Below are 19622 nucleotides of genomic sequence, written 5' to 3' on the forward strand. Positions count from 1 at the left end.
ATGGTCGTTGGTTTTCGAGGCCAAACTTAGCGGTTTTTTAGCAGACGCGAGCGGTAAGTTTATGGTTGTTCCTATCAAACCGCGATTCGAAGGGTTGTATGCCACTCAATATACTGTTGAAGAGCTAGTTCAGCAAAGGCTTTCTTTGTCTTTAGATGGCTCATTTCCAAAGATCACCAAATCTTTTCATCATTAATATCAATATTTGTCCGCATAGCTTTTTCATCCGTTTATACATAACCATGTTCAATTCCATACACATCAATACTTCCCTTCACTCCCAGCTCCGCCAAAATCACCTTTGCCAAACTGAAGGTCGTCTTTTGGCCCGTTGGGTATAGTACTGGTAGCATGAGCGACGGCAATAGTAGCCACGTTGATAAATAATTCGTTTGGCGAATCATCGTCAGGGGCATCGGTGAAGCCGTGTTTAGGGCTGGATAAATACCGAATTCCAGCTACTGCAAGACCGATCAGCCCCAACCCACCTACAGTGAGGGCAACATTGAGCGGTACCAGCGCCGTATAGTCATGTACCGTCATGAACGCAGCGATAAGGCCCAGCGTACCCAGGATGATAAGCATCCGGTTATGCTTCGTCAGGCCCTGCCACAGATAGAGGCCCGGAATAGCAAAGGTCAGTATCCAGAAGAGAACGGGCAACCCAATTTGAGGAGCTTCCGTCAGTGCAGATCGGCCCGAACTCGATTCAAGTAGAAGTCCGTTCAGTTCGCGCACCATGAAATAGTTACCGCTGGCAGCCAGAACAATCAGCGACAGCCATTGCACCAGATTAAGCGGATCGGCGTAGTAAGTTGGATTGCTGGTTCGGTTAATGACCTGCCTAACCCCGATGTACAGTAACAGCGAAACGCCCATCATAACGAAGGGAAGTACATCTCGCCCCCCGCTTACCTTCAGTAAACTATCGAAGATAGCGGTGTAAAAAGCCGCCAGCGAAAAGAAAGCGATCAGTGTGTCGCCGTAATACCATAGTACCAGCAGCAATAGCGGCAACGTGAACAGGCAATGCGTGGATACCGATAGTCCATTCGGCAGAAACTGATTAAAGCCAAACGCCAGAAAGCCCGTCAATGTCACAACAAAAGCATTGTCGATGCCATTCCGGTACAGCAGCCGACGGTTTATCAGAAACCAGCCCACTATTCCTACACCGATACCAAAGGCAATATTGAATACACCATAGACTGTTGGATTGTCCAGCATACCGGAGAAAATACTGGCGGGCAGTAGGTAACACGCCAGTATGGCCACGGTCGTAAACAGGAACAGACCAATTTCGATGAACCCGTTTGTCCGGCGAAACTCCACGGGGTAAGCTTTGCGTATGGCCTCCATTTGCTCGTCGGACAACAGCCCCTGTCGATGCCACCGCTCCGACTGTATGAGCAGGTCTCGGTTATAAATCCACTGTTCGTTATATGCTTTCATTCGTTCGATTGCCTTTGGGTAACTGGCTCATGAGGTAATAGACAAACGCAATGCCGGTTACGATAAAGTACCAGTAATAGGTATCGTCGCTGGATGGTTTTAGGTAATGAAAAAACAGGTAGGTTACCCCGATGTACCCATACACACTACTCATCAGCAGGAACAGAAACGACCCCTCCGACGCAGCCGTCGATTGACGCTGCTGCCGCGTGTACCGGTCAAAAGCGAAGCAGGCGATGCCAAGTCCCAAGGCAAACCACAATCGCGCTTCATCGAAGTTGAATAATCCACCCAGCAGTGCTACCATCAGCAGATTACCAGCTATGGTCAGGTACGTGTAGGTAAAATGGGGTTTGATACGCCGATTCTCCAGAACGAACGCGACACCAATTAGCACAAGGGACAGCGAAATGGCAGAAATAACCGTATCCTGATCGAAAAAGTTGGTTTTAAAATAAAGCTGGAGCGGCCGGACGGTTACCCCTACCCACGAGATCAAGGCCGTCAATGCCATACCTAACACGCCCCGATGATCGAACCGATAAGCAATTGGCAAAAACAAAGCGGCCGGCAGCAGGGTAACCAATCCGTAACGCGAGCCAAACACTTCGTACGCATATTGCGCGTAGCCTTCCAGCGTCAGGAAGAGCAGACAGGCCAGAATTAAGGCGTAATCGCCAAAAGTCGACCTGCTTTTTGCCTGAATCAGCGTCCAAACCGGTCGATTGCGCCAGGCGAAATAAAAGCTTCCGGTACAGGCAGCCGCGATAGCCGTCAGCAAAGCCCCCTGTCCGATCTGATCGAAGTTATCATAGACCAGCAATCCCAACCCCAGGCTAAGTAACAGAATCCCGATATAAAGCATCGAGCGGAGCTCCCAATGTAGCGAAAAAGGTTTTTTACGCTCTAATTCAGCTATTTCGGTCTGCTGCCTGGGTAGTATAAGCCCTTGTTTGCTCAGTACGTTCAGCACATCGTCCGGGGACATAAATGATTGTTTTTTTGTTATACAAATGCGGTTTTCACCCGCTTTACAGCATGGTTGGACGACAAAAGACACCCCTTACTCCCCGTTACTACCTCGACAATTTCCGCTACGTGCTGGACTTTGTTAAACGGCTGTACGGCAATCTGTTAAGCGATTCCGAATGGGATTTTATTCATCAGTTCGAGGCCTTACCCCTCGACGCCCAGTGCCTGTATGTGCGGTTCAGTAACCGTAAAGGACTCTTTTTTCGTACCAATAAACTACAGTATAACGAAATAACTGACCTACCGGCTAGTGTAAATGCATTGATAGAAGCCGGATTTGTTGAACGGCTGTCGGCTCACCATGAAATTATGGGCGAAGCCGCTCTGAGCGTTTTCACCAAGCCAGAACTCCTCAACCTGCTTCCTCTAGAACCGGAAGAGAGTCGGCCCTTAGCAAAAGAGAAAAAGGAAAGTGTTGTCCGCTACGCGCTTCACGAGCTTGATTTCGCCGAAGTTGTTACCAGCCTGACTACGCATGAGACGGTGGTGAAGATGAACTTCGAAGCCGAAGGCATGATGGTGAAGTACCTCTTTTTCGGCAACCGAGGCAGCAACATGACCGAATTTGTGGTGCGCGACCTTGGCATGGTCAATTTCGAGCAATACGACGAAAGCAAGCTAACGGCCCGCTTCCGCACCCGTAAAGAAGTGGAGGATAAACTGCTGATTTCGCTCACGAACGAAGAGTTTTACGACCTCAAAGAAGCTGAAACTCCCGCCGATGATATTTACAACTGGTTTTTGAACTGGAACGAAACACGCCCCGAGCTAACAGAAATTGCCATTCCGGGTTATCAGAAACTGGTTTGCCGCGTGGGGGCATTTTTGGAACGGCAAAAACTTCCCGATCAGGCACTAGCCGTCTATGAACTCTCAGACCGGGTTCCGGCGCGGGAACGGCGGGTTCGACTACTTTTCAAAAACGGCTCCGTTGAGGAAGCGCTGGCTCTCTGTGATGAAATAGCCGTCAGCCCATTAAACGCTGAAGAACGTTACTTTGCTACCGATTTTCGGGAGAAGATCCTGGGGTTGAGCGAGAAAAAACGGACGCGCAAAGCCACGACGCGTTTTTTGTCCGATGCCGAAAGTGTCAATATCCCGGCAGCTTACCGTCATCATGTCGAAGCGGGCGTGATGAATTATTATTTAGAAAATGATTTCGACGCGGCTTTCACAGAAAATTATCCCTGGCGTGGTTTGTTCGGACTGGTATTCTGGGACATTATCTACGACGCCAACGTGTCGGCTATTCACCACCCGCTGCAACGGGCTCCGTCCGATTTTTATCTACCCGATTTCTACCTGAAACGCGAAGACTTGCTAAAAAAGCGACTAACCGAACTCGATACGAAAGACGACTGGCGACGGCATGTAGGCCGGATGTTCAACGCCAAATATGGCATTACGAATGTGCTGGTCGACTGGTCGGATGAGTTGTTAGGGCTTGTTCAGCAGATGATCGAGTTACTGGATATTGAGCAACTGAGGCTGATACTGCTCGAAATGGCCCGCAATGTCCGTGAGCATACCCGCGGCTTCCCCGACTTACTGATTTGGAACGACCAGGGCGGCTATAGCTTTGTGGAAGTTAAATCGCCTACCGACCACCTCGGCCCGCAGCAGCTGCACTGGCTGGAATTTTTCCAGACTATTGGTGTACGGGGCAAAGTTGTGCGGGTAATCTGGGAGTTATGAAACCACTCCCAGTCGAAGAAAGATCGGGAAAGCTACATCGCGCTCACCATCACCCCAGGCCGGACGTAAATCATCTCCCAGCCCGATAATAGGGTCTTCTTCATTTTCGTGAATGTATTGCCGCACCGCCGACCAGGTGCGGAGGTAGTTCATGAATCGGTCCAGCGACCAGTTGCGACGTGCCGTGAAGGTAGCGTATTGGATGTTCGAAAACGGAAACGGCAAGGCTGCATACCGGTTGTCGATGTGTGTCCGTTGGGGGTCCCAGTAAGGTCCGATTCGGTTCCGGTAAAAATCAAGCATGATTGGGTCGAGATCAGAACCGAGTTGTACTAATCCGTAGCCCCATTCGGCAATAACGGCATTGGGCTTAGCAACTCTTCGGACTTCCTGGTGAAAGGCCTTTACATCGAACCAGTGTATGGCCTGACCGACGGTAACCAGGTCAAAAGAGTTATCCGCAAAAGGCGTTTGTTCGGCTAAACTCGTCTGATACTGTATATTCGGCTTTTTTACGGCCAGAATAAGCTGGGTTTCGCTGATATCCGTAGCGTCGACCTGATCAAACAATTCGGCCAATGCACCGGCAATCTGACCGTTTCCGGTGGCGCAATCCCAAGCGCGCTGCCGACCAGGGCAGTCTTTTAGGATAAAATCATATAAGTCGGCGGGGTAGTCGATACGGTATTGAGCGTATAGATCGGCATGACCCGAGAAGCGGTCGATGGGTTGCATATAAATTTCTTTTCAGCAATTTTAAACGTTTTTTAAGAACAACTGTCTAAACAGTGGTTTAATAGGAAAAACCGTTGCTAAAATTGGGTTATGACCCCAAACCATCTATTTTTGCGCGGTTGACTTGTTGCCCTCACTCAATCTGTTTGTTTATTTACCGTTTACCCGATTCTCATGAAAAAAATACTTGGTATTCTCATCGCTTCGGCTTCGCTTGCCGTAGCTTCCATCGACGTTAAGGCTCAGGCGCCATCCGATATTCCTGCAGAAATGAATACCCTGATGACGAAATATACGTGCATAGCCTGCCACCGTCCAAATCAACGGTTAGTAGGTCCAGCGTATGCCGATGTAGCCAAAAAGAAGTATTCAAACGAGGAAATTGTTAACCTGATCTATAATCCAATTCCATCTCACTGGCCGGGTTATCCGCCAATGGCTGCGATGAAGCAAGTGCCCAAAGAAGATGCGATGAAACTGGCGGTCTGGATTAATTCTCTGGATGATAGCCCTGCCAAGAAGGGCGGTGCTACCAAAGCGAAATCCAAAAGCAAGAAAGCTTAAAAGAAAAACACCGGACTTATCAGTCCGGTGTTTTTCTTTTAAGGGCTACCTAAACATGAACGAAGATCAGTAGTCGCTGACAACTATCTTTTTCCCGGATGCTTTCTTGGCGTAAGAGCCGATGAGCGTAACCTGGCTTTGAGGTTTGGCCGGTGGATCAATAACAAATGCCTGTGCGTAACGGCTATTCTGCTTGCTCAGTACAATTGTATAGTTGCCTGCGGGTAAGATAGCCAGATCGAACCGTCGTCGGTATTGCCTAACTGTTTCGTAGGCATCATAAAAAATCTGACCTTCGGTATTTTCTATTTGTACTCGAACCGACCCACCCGTGGGATTATTAAAAACGACTCTGACGGTCGATGGCTGGGTAGTTGATGGGTAAACCATAGCCTCAAAACCAGCGGGTAACGGCGTCAGCTTCGGTTGCCCGGTAAAGGTCTGCGCCTGGAGGAATGGTGCATACAAGAACAGAGCTATCAATACTACACGGGTATCGTACGTAGGCAGAAAACGGTTCGCGCTCATTGGTTTAGTTACGATTTGGGTGGAATTAGTCGGATGTAGGCAAATGAGTTATGACCTGGTCTGCTGTTCTGTCTATGGCTTATGACAACGCCTAATTAATAGACCCAGAAACCCAGTCAGGTTACATGACGTGATCTTTATTTTAGCAGCTTCGTGGAGTAGGGACAAAAAAAATCACCAGACTTAGTCTGGTGATTTTTATACGTGAATAAAGAGGAGAGTCGGGAGGTTACTGAACTGAACTCACAGGCAAACTCCGCTGTCGGACGGCTTCGTATAGAATCACGCCGGTTGCTACCGACACGTTCAATGAACCAACGGCTCCCAAAAGCGGAATCTTAACATGGGTGTCCACCATACGAAGCAGTTCGGGCGATATACCGTCCTCTTCTGAACCCATGATGATCGCCATGGGACCTGTTAGATCAGTGGTCCGTTCGTAAAGGTCGCGGGCCGATTTTTCAGTACAAGCCACCACCGTGATACCCGACTCTTGTAAATATTTTACGGTTTCAGTCAGATCAGGTTCCCGGCAAACGGAAATGTGGTTCAACGCTCCAGACGATGTTTTCATGGCATCGGAGTTAATAGCTGCTGCACCCCGTCCCGGAATAACAATGCACTGAATACCAGTACACTCCGCCGTGCGGGCGATAGCACCGAAATTACGGACATCGGTAATACGGTCCAGCAATAGAAAGAAAGGAACCTCGCCCCGCTCAAATACATCGGCTATTACATTCGATAGTTTAACGTATTGCACCTGGGCAATCAGACAAACTACACCCTGATGGTTCTTTCGGGTAAACCGGTCGAGACGCTCAACGGGAACGCGCTGGATGGTAACCCGCTTCTGAAAAGCCAGATTTTGAATATCGGGATTGCTCAATCCCTTCTCCATGTAGAGTTTATCAATCTGCTGATCGGATTTCAACGTCTCGATAACGGACTGAATACCAAACACCATCTCATCGGGCTGAGGCTGGTACTGTGGTTTTGACCCTCCTGGGCGTGGCTTATAATTGGGGCGATTTACTCGCGGATTGCGCCGGTTCTCCATGCTTCGACAATCGGGTACCAAACCGGCTGATACTCAATGAAGCGCACCAGTTCGTAATGATCCTCGACAAATTGATTCGGTTTTTTTGTAAAGGTAAAGTTAACCTCCGAGACATTGGCCCGGCGATTATAAACCCACACTTCGCGCTCGCGGTTCCTTTGCACCCGGTCCGGAGCGCCAAGTACGATGTAAATCATACCTTTATCGGTCTTCCAGCCCTCCTTGTAGGACGTAAATAAGCGGTTTGCTTCTTCTACACGGTCGAAATAGGCTTTCAAGGTTTTGCGGGCTACTTCTTCGTTCCCCGACATCAGACTCAGCCAGTAACGGTCGAAGGCCTTTTTCGTGTCCTGCGCCTGATTCAGTTCACTGATTTCAGAACTGGTACTCATGTACAGCACTGGCTTAATCAGTTTCTCGGGGCGGGTCAGCTTGGGGAATCGCTTATCAGCCGCTACCAAGCCAATACCGGCTACGTCGGCGGTATCTTCCACAAAATAGTACAGCCCTTCGCGCGGAATGATAAATGGTTTATTGGTTGTAATGCTCAGGGTAGAATCTTCAGTCAGCGATTTGGCTGCGGGCCGGGCCGACGTATTCATGGGTGATGAGGCCGCTTCAAAATCGTGCCGGTATCGATAGCCCAACAGCTGTTTGTTCGATCCGTTTACATCGCGGATAATAACCGTATCGCCAATGTTCACATAATTACGCAGTTGAGGACGCGTTCCCGTTTTATCGAACAGCGAATACCGGTCGCTCAGCTTTGCCCCTTTAAAGCGTAAGGTCAGGTCATTGCGGGCTTTGGTTCCAGAGCTACTCTCGGTAAATTCAGATAGCAGGACAGAGGAGGGTGCGTCTTTGGGGCGTTTTACATCGAATCTGAGGGTTAAATGATCACCCTCTTGCCCTACGTTTTCCGTGGTAAGCGGAACAGTTCCATACCCAAGTCGCTCCCGGTTATTATAATCGGGGTACATGACGTAGGCCATCAGAAAATGCTCAACAAAATCAGCAGGCTTTAGTACAACCTCGCCCGCCGGAGATTTAGCCGTAATGTCCATGTACACACGAACACTGTTGCTGTCAATAGCCAGAAACTTCCCTTTAATGGACGTTACCATCCACTCACCGGCCGCTTTACCGGATACCGACGGGGTGGTTCCCAAAGCTGGCCCATCCGTCATAACTTTAACTGGAGCGGGGGTCTGCGCCGTTGACGAACGGGAATCGGTACGCGGAGATTCTGATCGCTGGGAATCGGTACGGGGCGCTTCGGCGGGGCGGGTGGCGGGCCGATTCTGATTCCGCTGCGCTTCGGTACGGGCATCGTAGGCTGCATTAGCCCGGTCCTGCTGCGTTTTTTTATTGGTCGAACAGGCCGTCAGAAAACAAATGAAAAAGAAAGCAGATAGAATACGCATAAAGAATGATGTAAAATCTATGACCCTGTAAACCTATAAAGGCTCAGAAACTGTATAGGTTTAATTGTTCACTTTAAGATGGTGCATTAATAACGAAAAAAAGACATCTTTTGGGTTACCGGCTGCATCCATTTTTCTTTACTTATGCAAAAGAGTAATTTTGCCAATTGAATTGCAAACGCATGTATAAGACGACCGAAATTACTTCCGCCGAAATCGCATCGGACAACCCTGTTCACCAACGACTGTTATTCCCTTATGTCGAAGCAGCTGCTATGGTAAGCGGACGGGTACTCGAAATTGGTTGCGGCTGGGGCCGAGGGCTGGAGCTGCTCACCAAAGCAGCCGAACATTACACCGGAATTGATAAGAACGAGGAGTTAATTTCGTCGTTGAGTGTTGGGTATCCCAATTCAACATTCATCGCTGCCAATATTCCACCTCTTGGCGGTTTACCGGACAATACGTTCGATTATATCGTTACGTTTCAGGTGATTGAGCATATCGAAAACGATGATCTGTTTATCAAAGAAGCGCACCGTGTGTTGAAACCCGGCGGGAAGCTGTTGCTAACGACCGTTAATAAGACGTTTTCGCTGACACGCAACCCCTGGCACGTTCGGGAGTATTATGCCGATGGCCTGAAATCGCTGATGGGCAAGTATTTCCCTAACGTAGAAACGAGGGGTATTCACGGCAATGAGAAAGTGATGACGTATTATGAGCAGAACAAAGAATCGGTTAAAAGGCTGACCCGCTTCGATATTTTCAATCTGCAATACCGGCTTCCCCGCCGACTGTTACAGGTTCCTTATGACCTGATGAATCGCTTGAACCGAAACCGACTCCTACAGGCAGACGGTATTGCCGCCGAAATCAATTATTCAGATTACCTAGTTAGTAATAACCCGGCCGGTAGCCTGGACTTCTTTTACGTAGCGACGAAGTAAACACAGAACTGGTAAATACAGAGAAGGCCAGACATTAAATGTCTGGCCTTCTCTGTATTTACCAGTTCTGTGTCGATGATTAAACTTCCACAATCATTTTACCCGTGTTCTGGCCGGAAAACAGGCCTAACATGGCTTCTGGTAATTTATCAAACCCTTTAAGCGTCGTTTCGGTATACCGAAGTTTCCCTTCGTTTACCCAAGCCGCCAGTTGCTTGACCCCTTCGCCAAAACGGGCTTGGTAATTACCGACAATAAAGCCTTTCATCAGCACACTGCGGGTCAGCAGCATGGGCTGAATACGGGGTCCCATGGGTACCTCGGTCGTGTTATACAACGCGATCTGACCACACAGGGGAATGCGGGCATGAAAATTAATATTGTTGATAACGGCGTCGGAAACCTCTCCCCCAACGTTATCGAAGTACACATCGACTCCGTTTGGGCAGGCATCGGCGATAGCTTCAGTTAGGTTGGTAGCTGTTTTATAATTGACTACCTCGTCAAATCCGAACTCTTCTTTCAGCAAAGCTACTTTATCATCGGAACCGGCAATGCCAACCACCCGGCATCCCTTGATCTTGGCAATCTGCCCCACAATGATTCCGACGGCACCGGCCGCGCCCGATACCACTACCGTTTCGCCGGGCTGAGGATTGCCAATATCCAGCAGGCCAAAATAGGCGGTCAGACCCGGCATACCGAGAATACCCAGATAGTAACTGGCCGGGGCCAGACTGGCATCTATCTTCTTAAGACCGTTGGCAGCAACAACGGCCTGCGTGGCCCAAGGCAGATTGCCCGTCACCAGATTACCAACGGCGAAACCATCGGCTTTGCTCTCCAATACCTTACCCACAGCTCCACCCGTTAACGGCTGTCCAACCTGAAAGGGAGGTATATACGATTTAGCATCGTTCATCCGGCCCCGCATGTATGGATCTACCGAGAAATAAGTGGGTTCAATCCGTACATCTCCAGCCTGCAACTCGGGTAAGCTGGCATCGTCAATACGAAATGTGTCGGCATCGGGCATCCCCTTGGGACGCGATACTAATACGATCTGCTGAATACTCATGCCTGTACGCTGCTTTCGTGATTCGTAACCGTTAGGGTCACATCAATATTGCCGCGTGTTGCGTTCGAGTAAGGACATACCTGGTGTGCTTTTGCGACCAGTTCTTCAGCAACGTTCTGTTCAACACCCGGCACATTGACATCGAGTGTAACGGCCAGTCCAAAGCCACCGTCCGCGAGTTTACCAATGCTTACATCGGCGGTTACGGTTGTTGTGCCCGTTTTGACTTTACTCATTCGAGTAACCAGATTTAGAGCACTATCGAAACAAGCTGCATAGCCAGCGGCAAAAAGTTGTTCGGGATTGGTAAAAGCCCCCCCGGCACCCCCCATTTCGCGGGGAACCCGCACATCCAGATCTAAAACCTTGTCGGATGAAGTCACATGGCCATCACGGCCGCCGGTGGCGGTAGCGTGGGCTGTATATAATGGCTGAATCATAATTGGTTAACTAGTTTACTGTGTCTGTTTTTGTAAGTTGATTTAATAATGTTACTAGCTGAATACGCAGATTAATTATCTGTTTATCGTCCAGATTTAGACCTTCCTGTAATTGGGTCGGAATATCGACGGCTTGATTTTTCAAAGCCTGTCCAGCTTCGGTAAGTTGAATGGTAACCTGACGTTCGTCGGCCGGGTTACGTTTTCTGGTAACCAGTTGTTTCTGTTCAAGTCGTTTTAACAAAGGGGTAAGCGTACCTGAATCCAACAGCAAACGATCGCCTATTTCGCCTACAAATCGATTGTCTGTTTCCCACAGCAGCAGCATAACCAGGTATTGAGGATACGTCAGTTCCAATCGTTCAAGCAAGGGGCGATATAGCGCCGTTACCTGGCGCGAGAGTGCATACAGGGGAAAGCAGAGCTGATTATCAAGGAGTAGCTTTTTCATTGCCTACAATTAGATTGTGCACAATATACTAACTAAACCGGGGCCTATAAAGTTTAAAAGCGGCCAACTTTTCGAGAAAGATTGACCGCTTTTTATGTATTGACCAATTTTTGGTTGTTGCTCAACCGACTAACATCAACAACAAATCACTGAATAGTTGATAACTTTAATTACTTCCAGTTCCGTAGGTTTGTTGCATGTGCCCGGTTACCTGGTGGATTGTCTTTTCAAAATCATCAACGAGCGATTTAAAGTCGCTGGAGTTCTCTCCAATAATCGCCAGCTCCTCTATTTTACGGATAGCGTCGATCTGCGATGTAATGTCCATGGTATCAATGGTAGGCTTTATCCGGTGGGCCAGGTACTTCACTTTAGCAAAATCGTCGGCTTCATAAGCTGCTTTTATCTGAGTTGCCACATCCGGTGCTTCCGTACAGAATAGCTGAATCATTTTTTGGATAAACTCCTGACTACCCCGGCTGATCATTTCTAAGCGGGACAAGTTGTAGAGCGACCCATCCGCTTCTTTGATTTCCGGCTCAGCAACCTCGACAGTGCCAGTGAGCCACTTCATGAGCATGTTAACCAATTCTTTTCCTTCAAATGGCTTTGCCAGGAAGTCATTCATACCTACGTTAAAACACTCTTCTTTCTCACTCCGTATGACGCTGGCCGTCAATGCAATAATAGGAAGTGATTTACTGATCTCCTCACGTGTAATGCGGGTGGCTTCCAGCCCATCCATAACCGGCATTTGTACATCCATTAACACGATATCGAACGTTTCTTTTCGGAGCCTTTCTACGGCGTTGTAGCCATTTGTTTCTTCAACAATAGTGATCCCATACGGTTTAAGAATGGTTGTAACCACCAGTCGGTTCATGGCATTGTCCTCTACCAGCAAAATACGTTTCGTCTGCAAGAGGTCTTCATTGGGAGTAGTTTGTTTCTGATTCACGTCGTTCTCGTTCTTCCCTATGGGCAGTGATAGCTTTACAGTTACTGTAGTTCCTTTATTTTTTTCGCTTTTAACATCAATGGTACCACCCATCAGATCAACCAATTGCTTGGTAATACTCATACCAAGCCCCGACCCACCATACCGACGCCCAATACTACCATCTTCCTGGGTAAATTTCGTAAATAAATTGCTCAGGAACTCAGGGGCGATCCCAATTCCGGTATCAGCTACAGACAAGGCAATTAGCTGATTTCCAGCCACCTTCTTAGAATCACACTGAATATGCACACTACCCGCGTTTGTAAACTTAACCGAATTGCCGATCAGGTTTAATAGAATCTGGTTTATGCGGAAAGGATCTCCCAGAAGTGTCGGCGGCAGACCAGGACTAACTTCTGTAGAAATTACCAACCCTTTCTTTTCAGCATCATGTGTCATCACCAGCACAGCCTGCTCAATAAGATCGGCCAAATCGAAATTGATGTGCTCCAGAGAAAGCTCACCCGCTTCGATTTTTGAAAAATCCAGTATATCGTTAATAATGACCAACAGATTACTGGCCGCCGTATTGATCATGCCGATAAAAAACTGCTGGTGCTCTGTCAGGCTCGTCTTTGTGATCTGCTGCCCCAGGTTAAGAATAGCATTCATGGGCGTACGAATTTCATGGCTCATATTGGCCAGAAAAAGTTCTTTGACCCGGGCCGAATGTTCCGCTTCCTGCTTAGCAACCCGCAGTTCCGATTCAAGTTGTTTCTGCTTGGTAATATCCAGATGGATACCAGTAGAGCCAATGACCTGTCCTGATTGGGAGTATAAGGGGGCTCCACTTACCAACCACCACATAGCGTCGCCACGCTTATTTTTAATAGATACTTCATACGCATCGACATTACCTTTGAGCCTGCTTTCATTCTTCTCCTTCATGAATTGAATGTTCTGGCCTTTTAGCAGGATATCTGTAGCAACCTGCCCAATCAGCTCATCCGGTTCATAGCCGCTCATGGCACAAAAACTCTGGTTCGTATAAACGATACGCTCCTCTGAATCGACCTCAATGAGGCCCAGGTTCATGTTCTCGATGATACGCTGATATTTCTCGTTGAGGTAAAATGCAGCATCCTCGGCGTGTTTTCGTTTTGTAATGTCGGTGTATTTCCACAGATGCCCGGCATAAACGCCATCGATAAAGATGGGGATATAGTCACGCTCAAAAGTACGCCCATCTGCCAGGGAAATTTCCTCGCCAATCACCAGTTTCTGTTCCTGTAGCAATTGATTAACCCGGGTTACGAACGCATCCTGTTCTTTAAAGAAACCTTTGCTTTGCTCAGCCATGCCCGAGCAATCGACGCCAACTAACTCGTCGGGTTTCAGTGGCACAGAAAACATATTACAAAACTGCTGATTGACCAGTACAATAGCTCTGTTTTCATCTTCCAGCAAGATACCTTCCTGAAAATCGGCAATGAGGTTTGATAGTCGATGTGCGCTGGTTCGTAAGGCATCTTCAATATTTTTCTGGTGGGTAATATCGGTACTGGTGCCAATCATGAGCAGTGGCTTGCCGTCTTCCGAATAACTAAACACCCGACCTTTGTCCAGAAAATGTTTATACGTACCATCTTTAGCCAGAAGGCGGTATTCGGTTATATGGTTTTTCCGGGCACCGGACAAATACAAACTCATATCCGGATCGGTTAAGTTTTGCCGGTCCTGAGGATGCAGTTTATCCATCCAGACCTCGACAACATCCGGAAATTCCTCCAACGTGTAACCCAGGATTTCGCGGTACCGGACCGAGCGAATAATTTCTCTGGTTTGAAGATTGAGTTCCCAAACGGCATCGCCAAAGCCTTCCAGTGCAAATTTCCAGCGTTGTTCAACACGTCTTAACTCTGCCTGCTGCTGGCGTATTATATCCTTCAGCTGCTTCGTTTCAGCCCGGAGCCGCTCGTTTTCCTGGTGCAGCAAATCGGTTGATAACGGCTCATGTACGGGCAGAGGGGTTGTCTCTCTTTTCATGTTGGATTTCTGGTTCACTCAAACTCAGGATAGAGAAAGCTCATCGTTCTGGATCATCTTGTAAATAGTCGATTTTCCTATATCCAGTTTATCAGCCACAAGGAGCACGTTGTTATCGTACTTTTTCAGGTAAGACTTAATAATCTGAATCGTGTAATCGCGAAGTGTCATTTCTTCGGCCATACTTTCGTTAGTTCCGGAAAGAGACGTAAACAACAGGTCGTCGGGTCTGATTTCGACACCATCACTCATTACGGCAGCCAGTTGAATAATGGACTTTAACTCGCGCACGTTACCGGGAAAGTTGTACCGCATTAACTTTTCGGTAGTTGCGGGTAAAATAGTCATTGTACCCAGGCGATTATCCTTACAAAATTCATCCAGGAAGTGTCTCGCCAGCAACATTATGTCTGTAGAGCGTTCACGAAGCGGGGGCAGTGCAATGGGTAATCCCATAATCCGGTAGTACAGATCCTCCCGAAAGCGCCCCTGCCTGACCTCCTCCAGCAAGTCTTTGTGCGACGCAATTACCAGCCGGATATCCAGCATGATTTTTTCGCTGCCTCCCACTCGGGTAAGCTCACGTTCCTGCAAAACCCGCAGTAATTTGCTTTGTAATGTTAAATCCAGCTCCGCAATCTCATCGAGAAATAAAGTGCCTTTATTGGCTTCTTCAAAACGTCCGATTTTTTTGTTTATCGCACCGGTAAACGATCCTTTTTCATGCCCGAACAATTCACTTTCAGCCAGCTCTTTCGGGATGGCAGCCATATTGACGGCAACGAATGGCTTTTTACGACGGTCAGAGTGGTAGTGTATTGCCTTGGCGACCAGTTCTTTTCCGGTACCAGTTTCACCAGTGATCGACACGTTGATGTTTGTCCGAACAGCTTTTTCGACAAGGGTAAAAACCTTGCCTATTGCCTGACTGCTTCCTTTAATGATTGAATTGAAGTCGTATTTCTGACCTAATTCTTCGCGGAGCTGATCTACTTCCTGCTTAAGGCTTTGATTTTCCCGGATTTTAAGGATTGCATTCCACAGGAGATCCTTTGTCCGATCATCCTTCACAAAATAATTGTAAACCCCCGCCTGTAGTAATCCTACAGCCGTTTCAACATCTTTCTGGCCACTGATAACAATAACCGGCGTATCAGGCAATCGCTCCTGAATACGCCGAAATAGCTCAGCCCCGTTGGTATCGGGTAATGAATAATCAAGTGTAATCAGGTGGGGCTGACACACACTGATATGTTTAAGACAATCTTCACCGGTCGTAAACCGGTGAAGTTCGTAATTAGGGTTCAAGGACAGGTGATATTTCAGTACTTCACCATACCATGGATCATCTTCAACAATAAAAATACGGTAGATATCAGACTCATTCATAATACAAGTTATCGCTCTGGCTCTGAGCGACTAAGACAATTTATTCCCTAATTTATTCAAAAGTGAAATTAGCAAACAAAAACTTACCTTGATTAATGAATTTGTCTACGTTCCTTGTGACGTTTGGGTTACTAAAAGCTTAGGGAACAAATTTTGTTTCAAGTGCTTTCACCAGCCTGACGTTTTTGAGGAAGGCATGACTGAACTGAATCAACCAGGTATAAATAATAACGGCAAAAATCTGAAGGAAAATTATTGTTGTAACGCTGAACACAAATGACGCCAAAATAGACATAACCGTCAGGGCGGCATGCATTTTAACGATACGCAGGGTAATCTCCGAGTGAACAAAGCGGTGTTTCAGGAACCAGTGGTGCATGTGATTTTTGTCGGCGGCAAATGGTGATTTCCCTTTTCGCATCCGATTAATGGCTACGCGAAGTGCGTCAATTAACGGAATCATGCAGCTGGCAGTGGTTAAAATAATGGCGTAAGGACCATAATCGACTGTCTGCTGATAAGAGCCTTCAATGAATATAATGCCTAAAGCAGCCGTGAGAAAGCCAAGTACTACCGAGCCACCATCGCCCATGAATAATTTGGCGGGGCGCCAGTTATACCTCAGGAATGCCAGCAAGGCACCAGCTACGGGCAGCAGCAGTGCCAGCCATTCCTGCTGACCTACCACAATAGCTAAAACACTGAACACAACACTGTTGCTAAATGCCAGACTTCCCGCGAGACCATCAACACCATCGATCAAATTGAAGGCGTTTGCCATAACGGTCAGCACAAACATGGTGATGGCATATTGAAAAAACATGGACAGTTCCATTATACCGAACACCCCATGAAGCGATGTCAGGCGAATGCCATATTTGGCGATCAGGAAGGCACAGCCTAACTGAATTCCCAGGCGAAGTATGGCCGGCAGGTTCAGTCGGTCGTCAAGCACGCCGGTTATCGTAAGGGTTGCCAGGGCAATAGTAAGCGGCAGGTTTGCGGTCAGTAAATTGCGCAACGGGGCATATACCAGTGCCGTAAACGTAACGGCCAGCGCGATCGTCAGTCCGCCAATGGCCGGAATCAGCTTCTGGTGTACCTTCCGGAAGTTGGGTTTATCAACAAGCCCGATTTTGGGGCTCAACTTAATGAGAAAGGGTAAAAGCACCCAGCAACTTACCAGGGCAATCAGGAAGCCAAGAATAAGGCTGTTCGTTGTAAGAAGATCTTGTATCATGATGTTTTTTATATAGACTAAATTCTATCGATACGTATAATTTATTCGTAAAAGTAAGATGGTCTCTCTAAGTGAGCCAGTTCCGATTCCAGCAACCAATCGGAAGACAGGCGTGTACCGGCCAGGGAGTTAAGTTCTTTTTTGGTAGATACCTGCTGTACAAGACGAATCAGGTAGGCGTATTTCTGGGCAATCACCGTCCAGGTATACCGGCGATAGGCAATGGTCTTCATGATGTCGGCTCGGTTCTTCAGTTCACTGATTGACGTGTTCTGAATATGCTTGGTCAATTCGGCCGATGTTCTGAAAAACAGGGCCTTGTTTTCCGTAGTCGACCGGTTGTAGGCTACATCGAACGCAATAACCGGTAACCCGAGGTACATGGCTTCTACCAGGGATGGATTTGTTCCACCGGCACTGTGTCCATGAACATAAATCAGGCAATTGCTGCGCAGCAGATCAAGCTGACGCTGGTCGTAAATAGGGTCGAGCAAGTGAATATTCGTATCCTTTTTATGTTGTTCGCGCAGACTGGCTCCGTACTCACTGTTTGTCCAGTTTCCCACCATAACCAGCGTATGCTTCGGTAATTGGGCAAAAGCTTCCAATATCAGGTGAATATTGTTTTCCGGCTCGATCCGGCAAACGGTAAATGCGTAGGGCGCAGCCAGAAATGGATACTTTTCGCGGTCGTCAGGCGTTGGACTAACCGCGATGGTGTGGTCGGCGCCATACTCAATAATGTGGCTCAGCGTCTTATAGCGAATAGCGGTGTAATTCTGAATCGACTCATTATCCGAAATATCCGCGTGTGAATAACGTACAGCCACCCATTCGGCCGCCCACAGGTACCATCGGGCAAGTTTGCTCCATTTGTTCCGTTTCCACTCAATACCGTCAATCGAGATAATAATTTTTTTCTTTGTAAACCACCGGACAAAGGGCACCATAAAGCCCCCGCTAACACCCAGAATGAGCATTACGTCGGCATAAAATAATGCATGTAAAATACTGAAGCAGTCATAAATGATACTCTGAATACCGTTGGCATCAAACGGCAGGTATACCAACCGTGCCCCTTTATACGTCGCCGGTCGTTCAGACTGACCGTACTTCTTGGTCGTACAGTAGACCGTTATGTTTGTTTCGTTACCCAGGTGATCCACCAAATGCTCGGCCAGGGTTTCGAAACCGCCATATTTGGCCGGGATACCTACAGTTCCAATAATTGCTACGTTGGTCTTACTCATGCTTTTATTATTTATTAATTTTCTATTATCCTAAGCCGTGCCAAACCAGCAAACAGCTAAAAATCAATTACTTATATTTAAACTAACACTTATTCATTCTCGATTCTGGACACTTTTTCCACAGAATACACTGATCGACTGCTGACCTGTTCCGGCAGAAAAACGCTGGTTATCTGCTCACGAAATCGGCGTGCCGAAAAGAATGCGGAGCGCCGACGAGCGGCCTGAGCCATTTTCAGATACAGGTTCATATCTGACGACAACAATTGAAGACGCTGAACAACCTCCTCTGTCTGGCGGGCATCAACGGTAAAGCCTTCTTTCGAGTCTTCTATCAGTTCACAGATCCCCCCCACCGGCGGAACAATAATCGGGCGTCCGCATGCCATAGCTTCGAGCGCTGTCATGCCAAATGTTTCGACCCAGGCATCGGGCCGGGACAAATTAAGCACTACATGCGCCTGTTCGTAAAACGGAATTGTATCGGCCTGTGCGGGATAAACCAAACAGTTAGCCGGAGGGCTTACCTGTTCTGTAAATGCAGTAACCTCCTCATTTTTTGCATTCAGGACGAGTATAAACCGAATATGCGATAACTGACGGGCGTAGGTCACAAACTCATAAATACCCTTGTAAGCCTTGTTGGAGCAGAGCATCAGCGCCGTAAAGGGAAAAGCGGTATTGGCTTCGGCGAGTTGGCTGGCCTGTTCTGTAAAGGAGTCTCGTAAGGCATTGTATACTTGCCGGCAAACGGGGCGCGTTAATCCGGTCTGCTGCTGAGTATATTTCGACACGAACAAGACCTCCTGAGCCGTAACGTTTGCAATAAGCCGAAGCCAGGCCTTTAACAGCCAGGGCTTTAAGCTAACTTCATGTACGTGATAAACTACCCGACAACTACGCAGCCAACCGGCCAGTGCCGCGCCAAAAGGAAGCAAGGTGTTGATATAGACCTCATCGGTCGACCGTAGAAAAAACAAAAGTCTGAAAAACAGCCGGAGCTGAATATTGAGGTAATAGTACAGGGTGACCAGCTTGGCCGGATGCCATTTGTAGGCAATAGCCTGGGTTGCCACTCCAGGTAGATCGCTCAAAAAACCACGCCCACTAGGCGTAGCGGTAAACAAAACAACATCAAGATTTGCCTCTTCAAGTGCTTCCAGGGCCTGCCGAAAAACGAGGGGGCTACCACTGAAGTCATTAAGTAGATGAACGGCAATTATTCGCTTCGATTTCATAGCTTTTGTGGGTTACCCCTACATGGCCTTTTTACCAAATGGTGTATCTGTTTTGTTGAATTAGGATTACTGGGTCAGCCCGTTGGGTATAAAATTGAGCCGCTGCCAAA

17 protein-coding genes are annotated in these 19622 nt (G+C 47.8%); 3 read left to right on the forward strand and 14 right to left on the reverse strand.

The features are described from left to right. Nucleotides 1-261: 261 nt before the first annotated feature. Complete coding sequence (locus NT073_RS20475) at nucleotides 262-1452, reverse strand: hypothetical protein (protein ID WP_297377162.1); 1191 nt, start codon at nucleotides 1450-1452, stop codon at nucleotides 262-264. After that, complete coding sequence (locus NT073_RS20480) at nucleotides 1439-2440, reverse strand: DUF2157 domain-containing protein (RefSeq protein ID WP_297377164.1); 1002 nt, start codon at nucleotides 2438-2440, stop codon at nucleotides 1439-1441. Before NT073_RS20480 ends, NT073_RS20475 begins: the two co-directional genes overlap by 14 nt. 50 nt (nucleotides 2441-2490) lie before the next feature. On the opposite strand from NT073_RS20480, the gene NT073_RS20485 reads away from it, so the two are divergent. Then, nucleotides 2491-4179, forward strand: coding sequence for a VRR-NUC domain-containing protein (locus NT073_RS20485; protein ID WP_297377166.1), 1689 nt, complete (start codon nucleotides 2491-2493; stop codon nucleotides 4177-4179). Here NT073_RS20485 and NT073_RS20490 read toward each other — a convergent pair. After that, on the reverse strand, nucleotides 4174-4914 hold the full coding sequence (locus tag NT073_RS20490; protein ID WP_297377168.1) for a class I SAM-dependent methyltransferase: 741 nt from the start codon (nucleotides 4912-4914) through the stop codon (nucleotides 4174-4176). The two genes, NT073_RS20485 and NT073_RS20490, sit on opposite strands and share 6 nt — an antisense overlap. Nucleotides 4915-5088: 174 nt before the next feature. On the opposite strand from NT073_RS20490, the gene NT073_RS20495 reads away from it, so the two are divergent. Further along, nucleotides 5089-5478 carry a c-type cytochrome gene (locus tag NT073_RS20495; protein ID WP_297377170.1) on the forward strand — a complete coding sequence of 130 codons (390 nt, stop codon included), beginning with the start codon at nucleotides 5089-5091 and terminating at the stop codon, nucleotides 5476-5478. Nucleotides 5479-5544: 66 nt separating this feature from the next. Here NT073_RS20495 and NT073_RS20500 read toward each other — a convergent pair whose 3' ends face one another. The 3 genes from NT073_RS20500 to NT073_RS20510 all read right to left on the reverse strand — a co-directional run bounded on the left by NT073_RS20500 (nucleotide 5545) and on the right by NT073_RS20510 (nucleotide 8490). Continuing rightward, a complete protein-coding gene (locus NT073_RS20500; RefSeq protein WP_297377172.1) occupies nucleotides 5545-6006 on the reverse strand; it encodes a hypothetical protein in 462 nt (153 codons plus the stop codon). Between the two features lie 229 nt (nucleotides 6007-6235). Then, nucleotides 6236-6973: a 23S rRNA (guanosine(2251)-2'-O)-methyltransferase RlmB gene (rlmB, locus tag NT073_RS20505; protein ID WP_297377678.1), complete on the reverse strand. Its 738-nt coding sequence runs from the start codon at nucleotides 6971-6973 to the stop codon at nucleotides 6236-6238. Between the two features lie 65 nt (nucleotides 6974-7038). Further along, on the reverse strand, nucleotides 7039-8490 hold the full coding sequence (locus tag NT073_RS20510) for a GWxTD domain-containing protein (protein WP_297377174.1): 1452 nt from the start codon (nucleotides 8488-8490) through the stop codon (nucleotides 7039-7041). Nucleotides 8491-8672: 182 nt separating this feature from the next. Between NT073_RS20510 and NT073_RS20515 the strand changes: the two genes are divergently transcribed. Beyond that, on the forward strand, nucleotides 8673-9440 hold the full coding sequence (locus NT073_RS20515) for a class I SAM-dependent methyltransferase (RefSeq protein WP_297377175.1): 768 nt from the start codon (nucleotides 8673-8675) through the stop codon (nucleotides 9438-9440). Between the two features lie 79 nt (nucleotides 9441-9519). Here NT073_RS20515 and NT073_RS20520 read toward each other — a convergent pair whose 3' ends face one another. The 8 genes from NT073_RS20520 to NT073_RS20555 all read right to left on the reverse strand — a co-directional run bounded on the left by NT073_RS20520 (nucleotide 9520) and on the right by NT073_RS20555 (nucleotide 19512). Continuing rightward, nucleotides 9520-10518, reverse strand: coding sequence for an NADP-dependent oxidoreductase (locus NT073_RS20520; RefSeq protein ID WP_297377177.1), 999 nt, complete (start codon nucleotides 10516-10518; stop codon nucleotides 9520-9522). Continuing rightward, nucleotides 10515-10958 (reverse strand): organic hydroperoxide resistance protein, encoded by a 444-nt coding sequence (locus NT073_RS20525; protein WP_366107594.1) that lies wholly within the window; start codon nucleotides 10956-10958, stop codon nucleotides 10515-10517. Before NT073_RS20525 ends, NT073_RS20520 begins: the two co-directional genes overlap by 4 nt. A 10-nt stretch (nucleotides 10959-10968) precedes the next feature. Beyond that, nucleotides 10969-11409: a MarR family transcriptional regulator gene (locus tag NT073_RS20530; protein ID WP_297377179.1), complete on the reverse strand. Its 441-nt coding sequence runs from the start codon at nucleotides 11407-11409 to the stop codon at nucleotides 10969-10971. Nucleotides 11410-11575: 166 nt separating this feature from the next. After that, entirely contained in the window at nucleotides 11576-14395 is a 2820-nt protein-coding gene (locus NT073_RS20535) for a PAS domain S-box protein (RefSeq protein ID WP_297377181.1), read from the reverse strand. Between the two features lie 24 nt (nucleotides 14396-14419). Further along, the gene (locus tag NT073_RS20540; protein ID WP_297377183.1) at nucleotides 14420-15784 is read right to left on the reverse strand and encodes a sigma-54 dependent transcriptional regulator; all 1365 of its coding nucleotides are present in this window, start codon (nucleotides 15782-15784) and stop codon (nucleotides 14420-14422) included. A 139-nt stretch (nucleotides 15785-15923) separates the two neighbouring features. Further along, nucleotides 15924-17024, reverse strand: a complete 1101-nt coding sequence (locus NT073_RS20545; RefSeq protein WP_297377185.1) for an MraY family glycosyltransferase — start codon at nucleotides 17022-17024, stop codon at nucleotides 15924-15926. A 41-nt stretch (nucleotides 17025-17065) separates the two neighbouring features. Beyond that, entirely contained in the window at nucleotides 17066-18274 is a 1209-nt protein-coding gene (locus NT073_RS20550) for a DUF1972 domain-containing protein (protein WP_297377187.1), read from the reverse strand. Between the two features lie 89 nt (nucleotides 18275-18363). Further along, nucleotides 18364-19512: a glycosyltransferase family 4 protein gene (locus NT073_RS20555; RefSeq protein WP_297377189.1), complete on the reverse strand. Its 1149-nt coding sequence runs from the start codon at nucleotides 19510-19512 to the stop codon at nucleotides 18364-18366. Between the last annotated feature and the right edge of the window lie 110 nt (nucleotides 19513-19622).

It is taken from the genome of Spirosoma sp. (assembly GCF_026391055.1).
Taxonomy (GTDB): Bacteria; Bacteroidota; Bacteroidia; order Cytophagales; family Spirosomataceae; genus Spirosoma.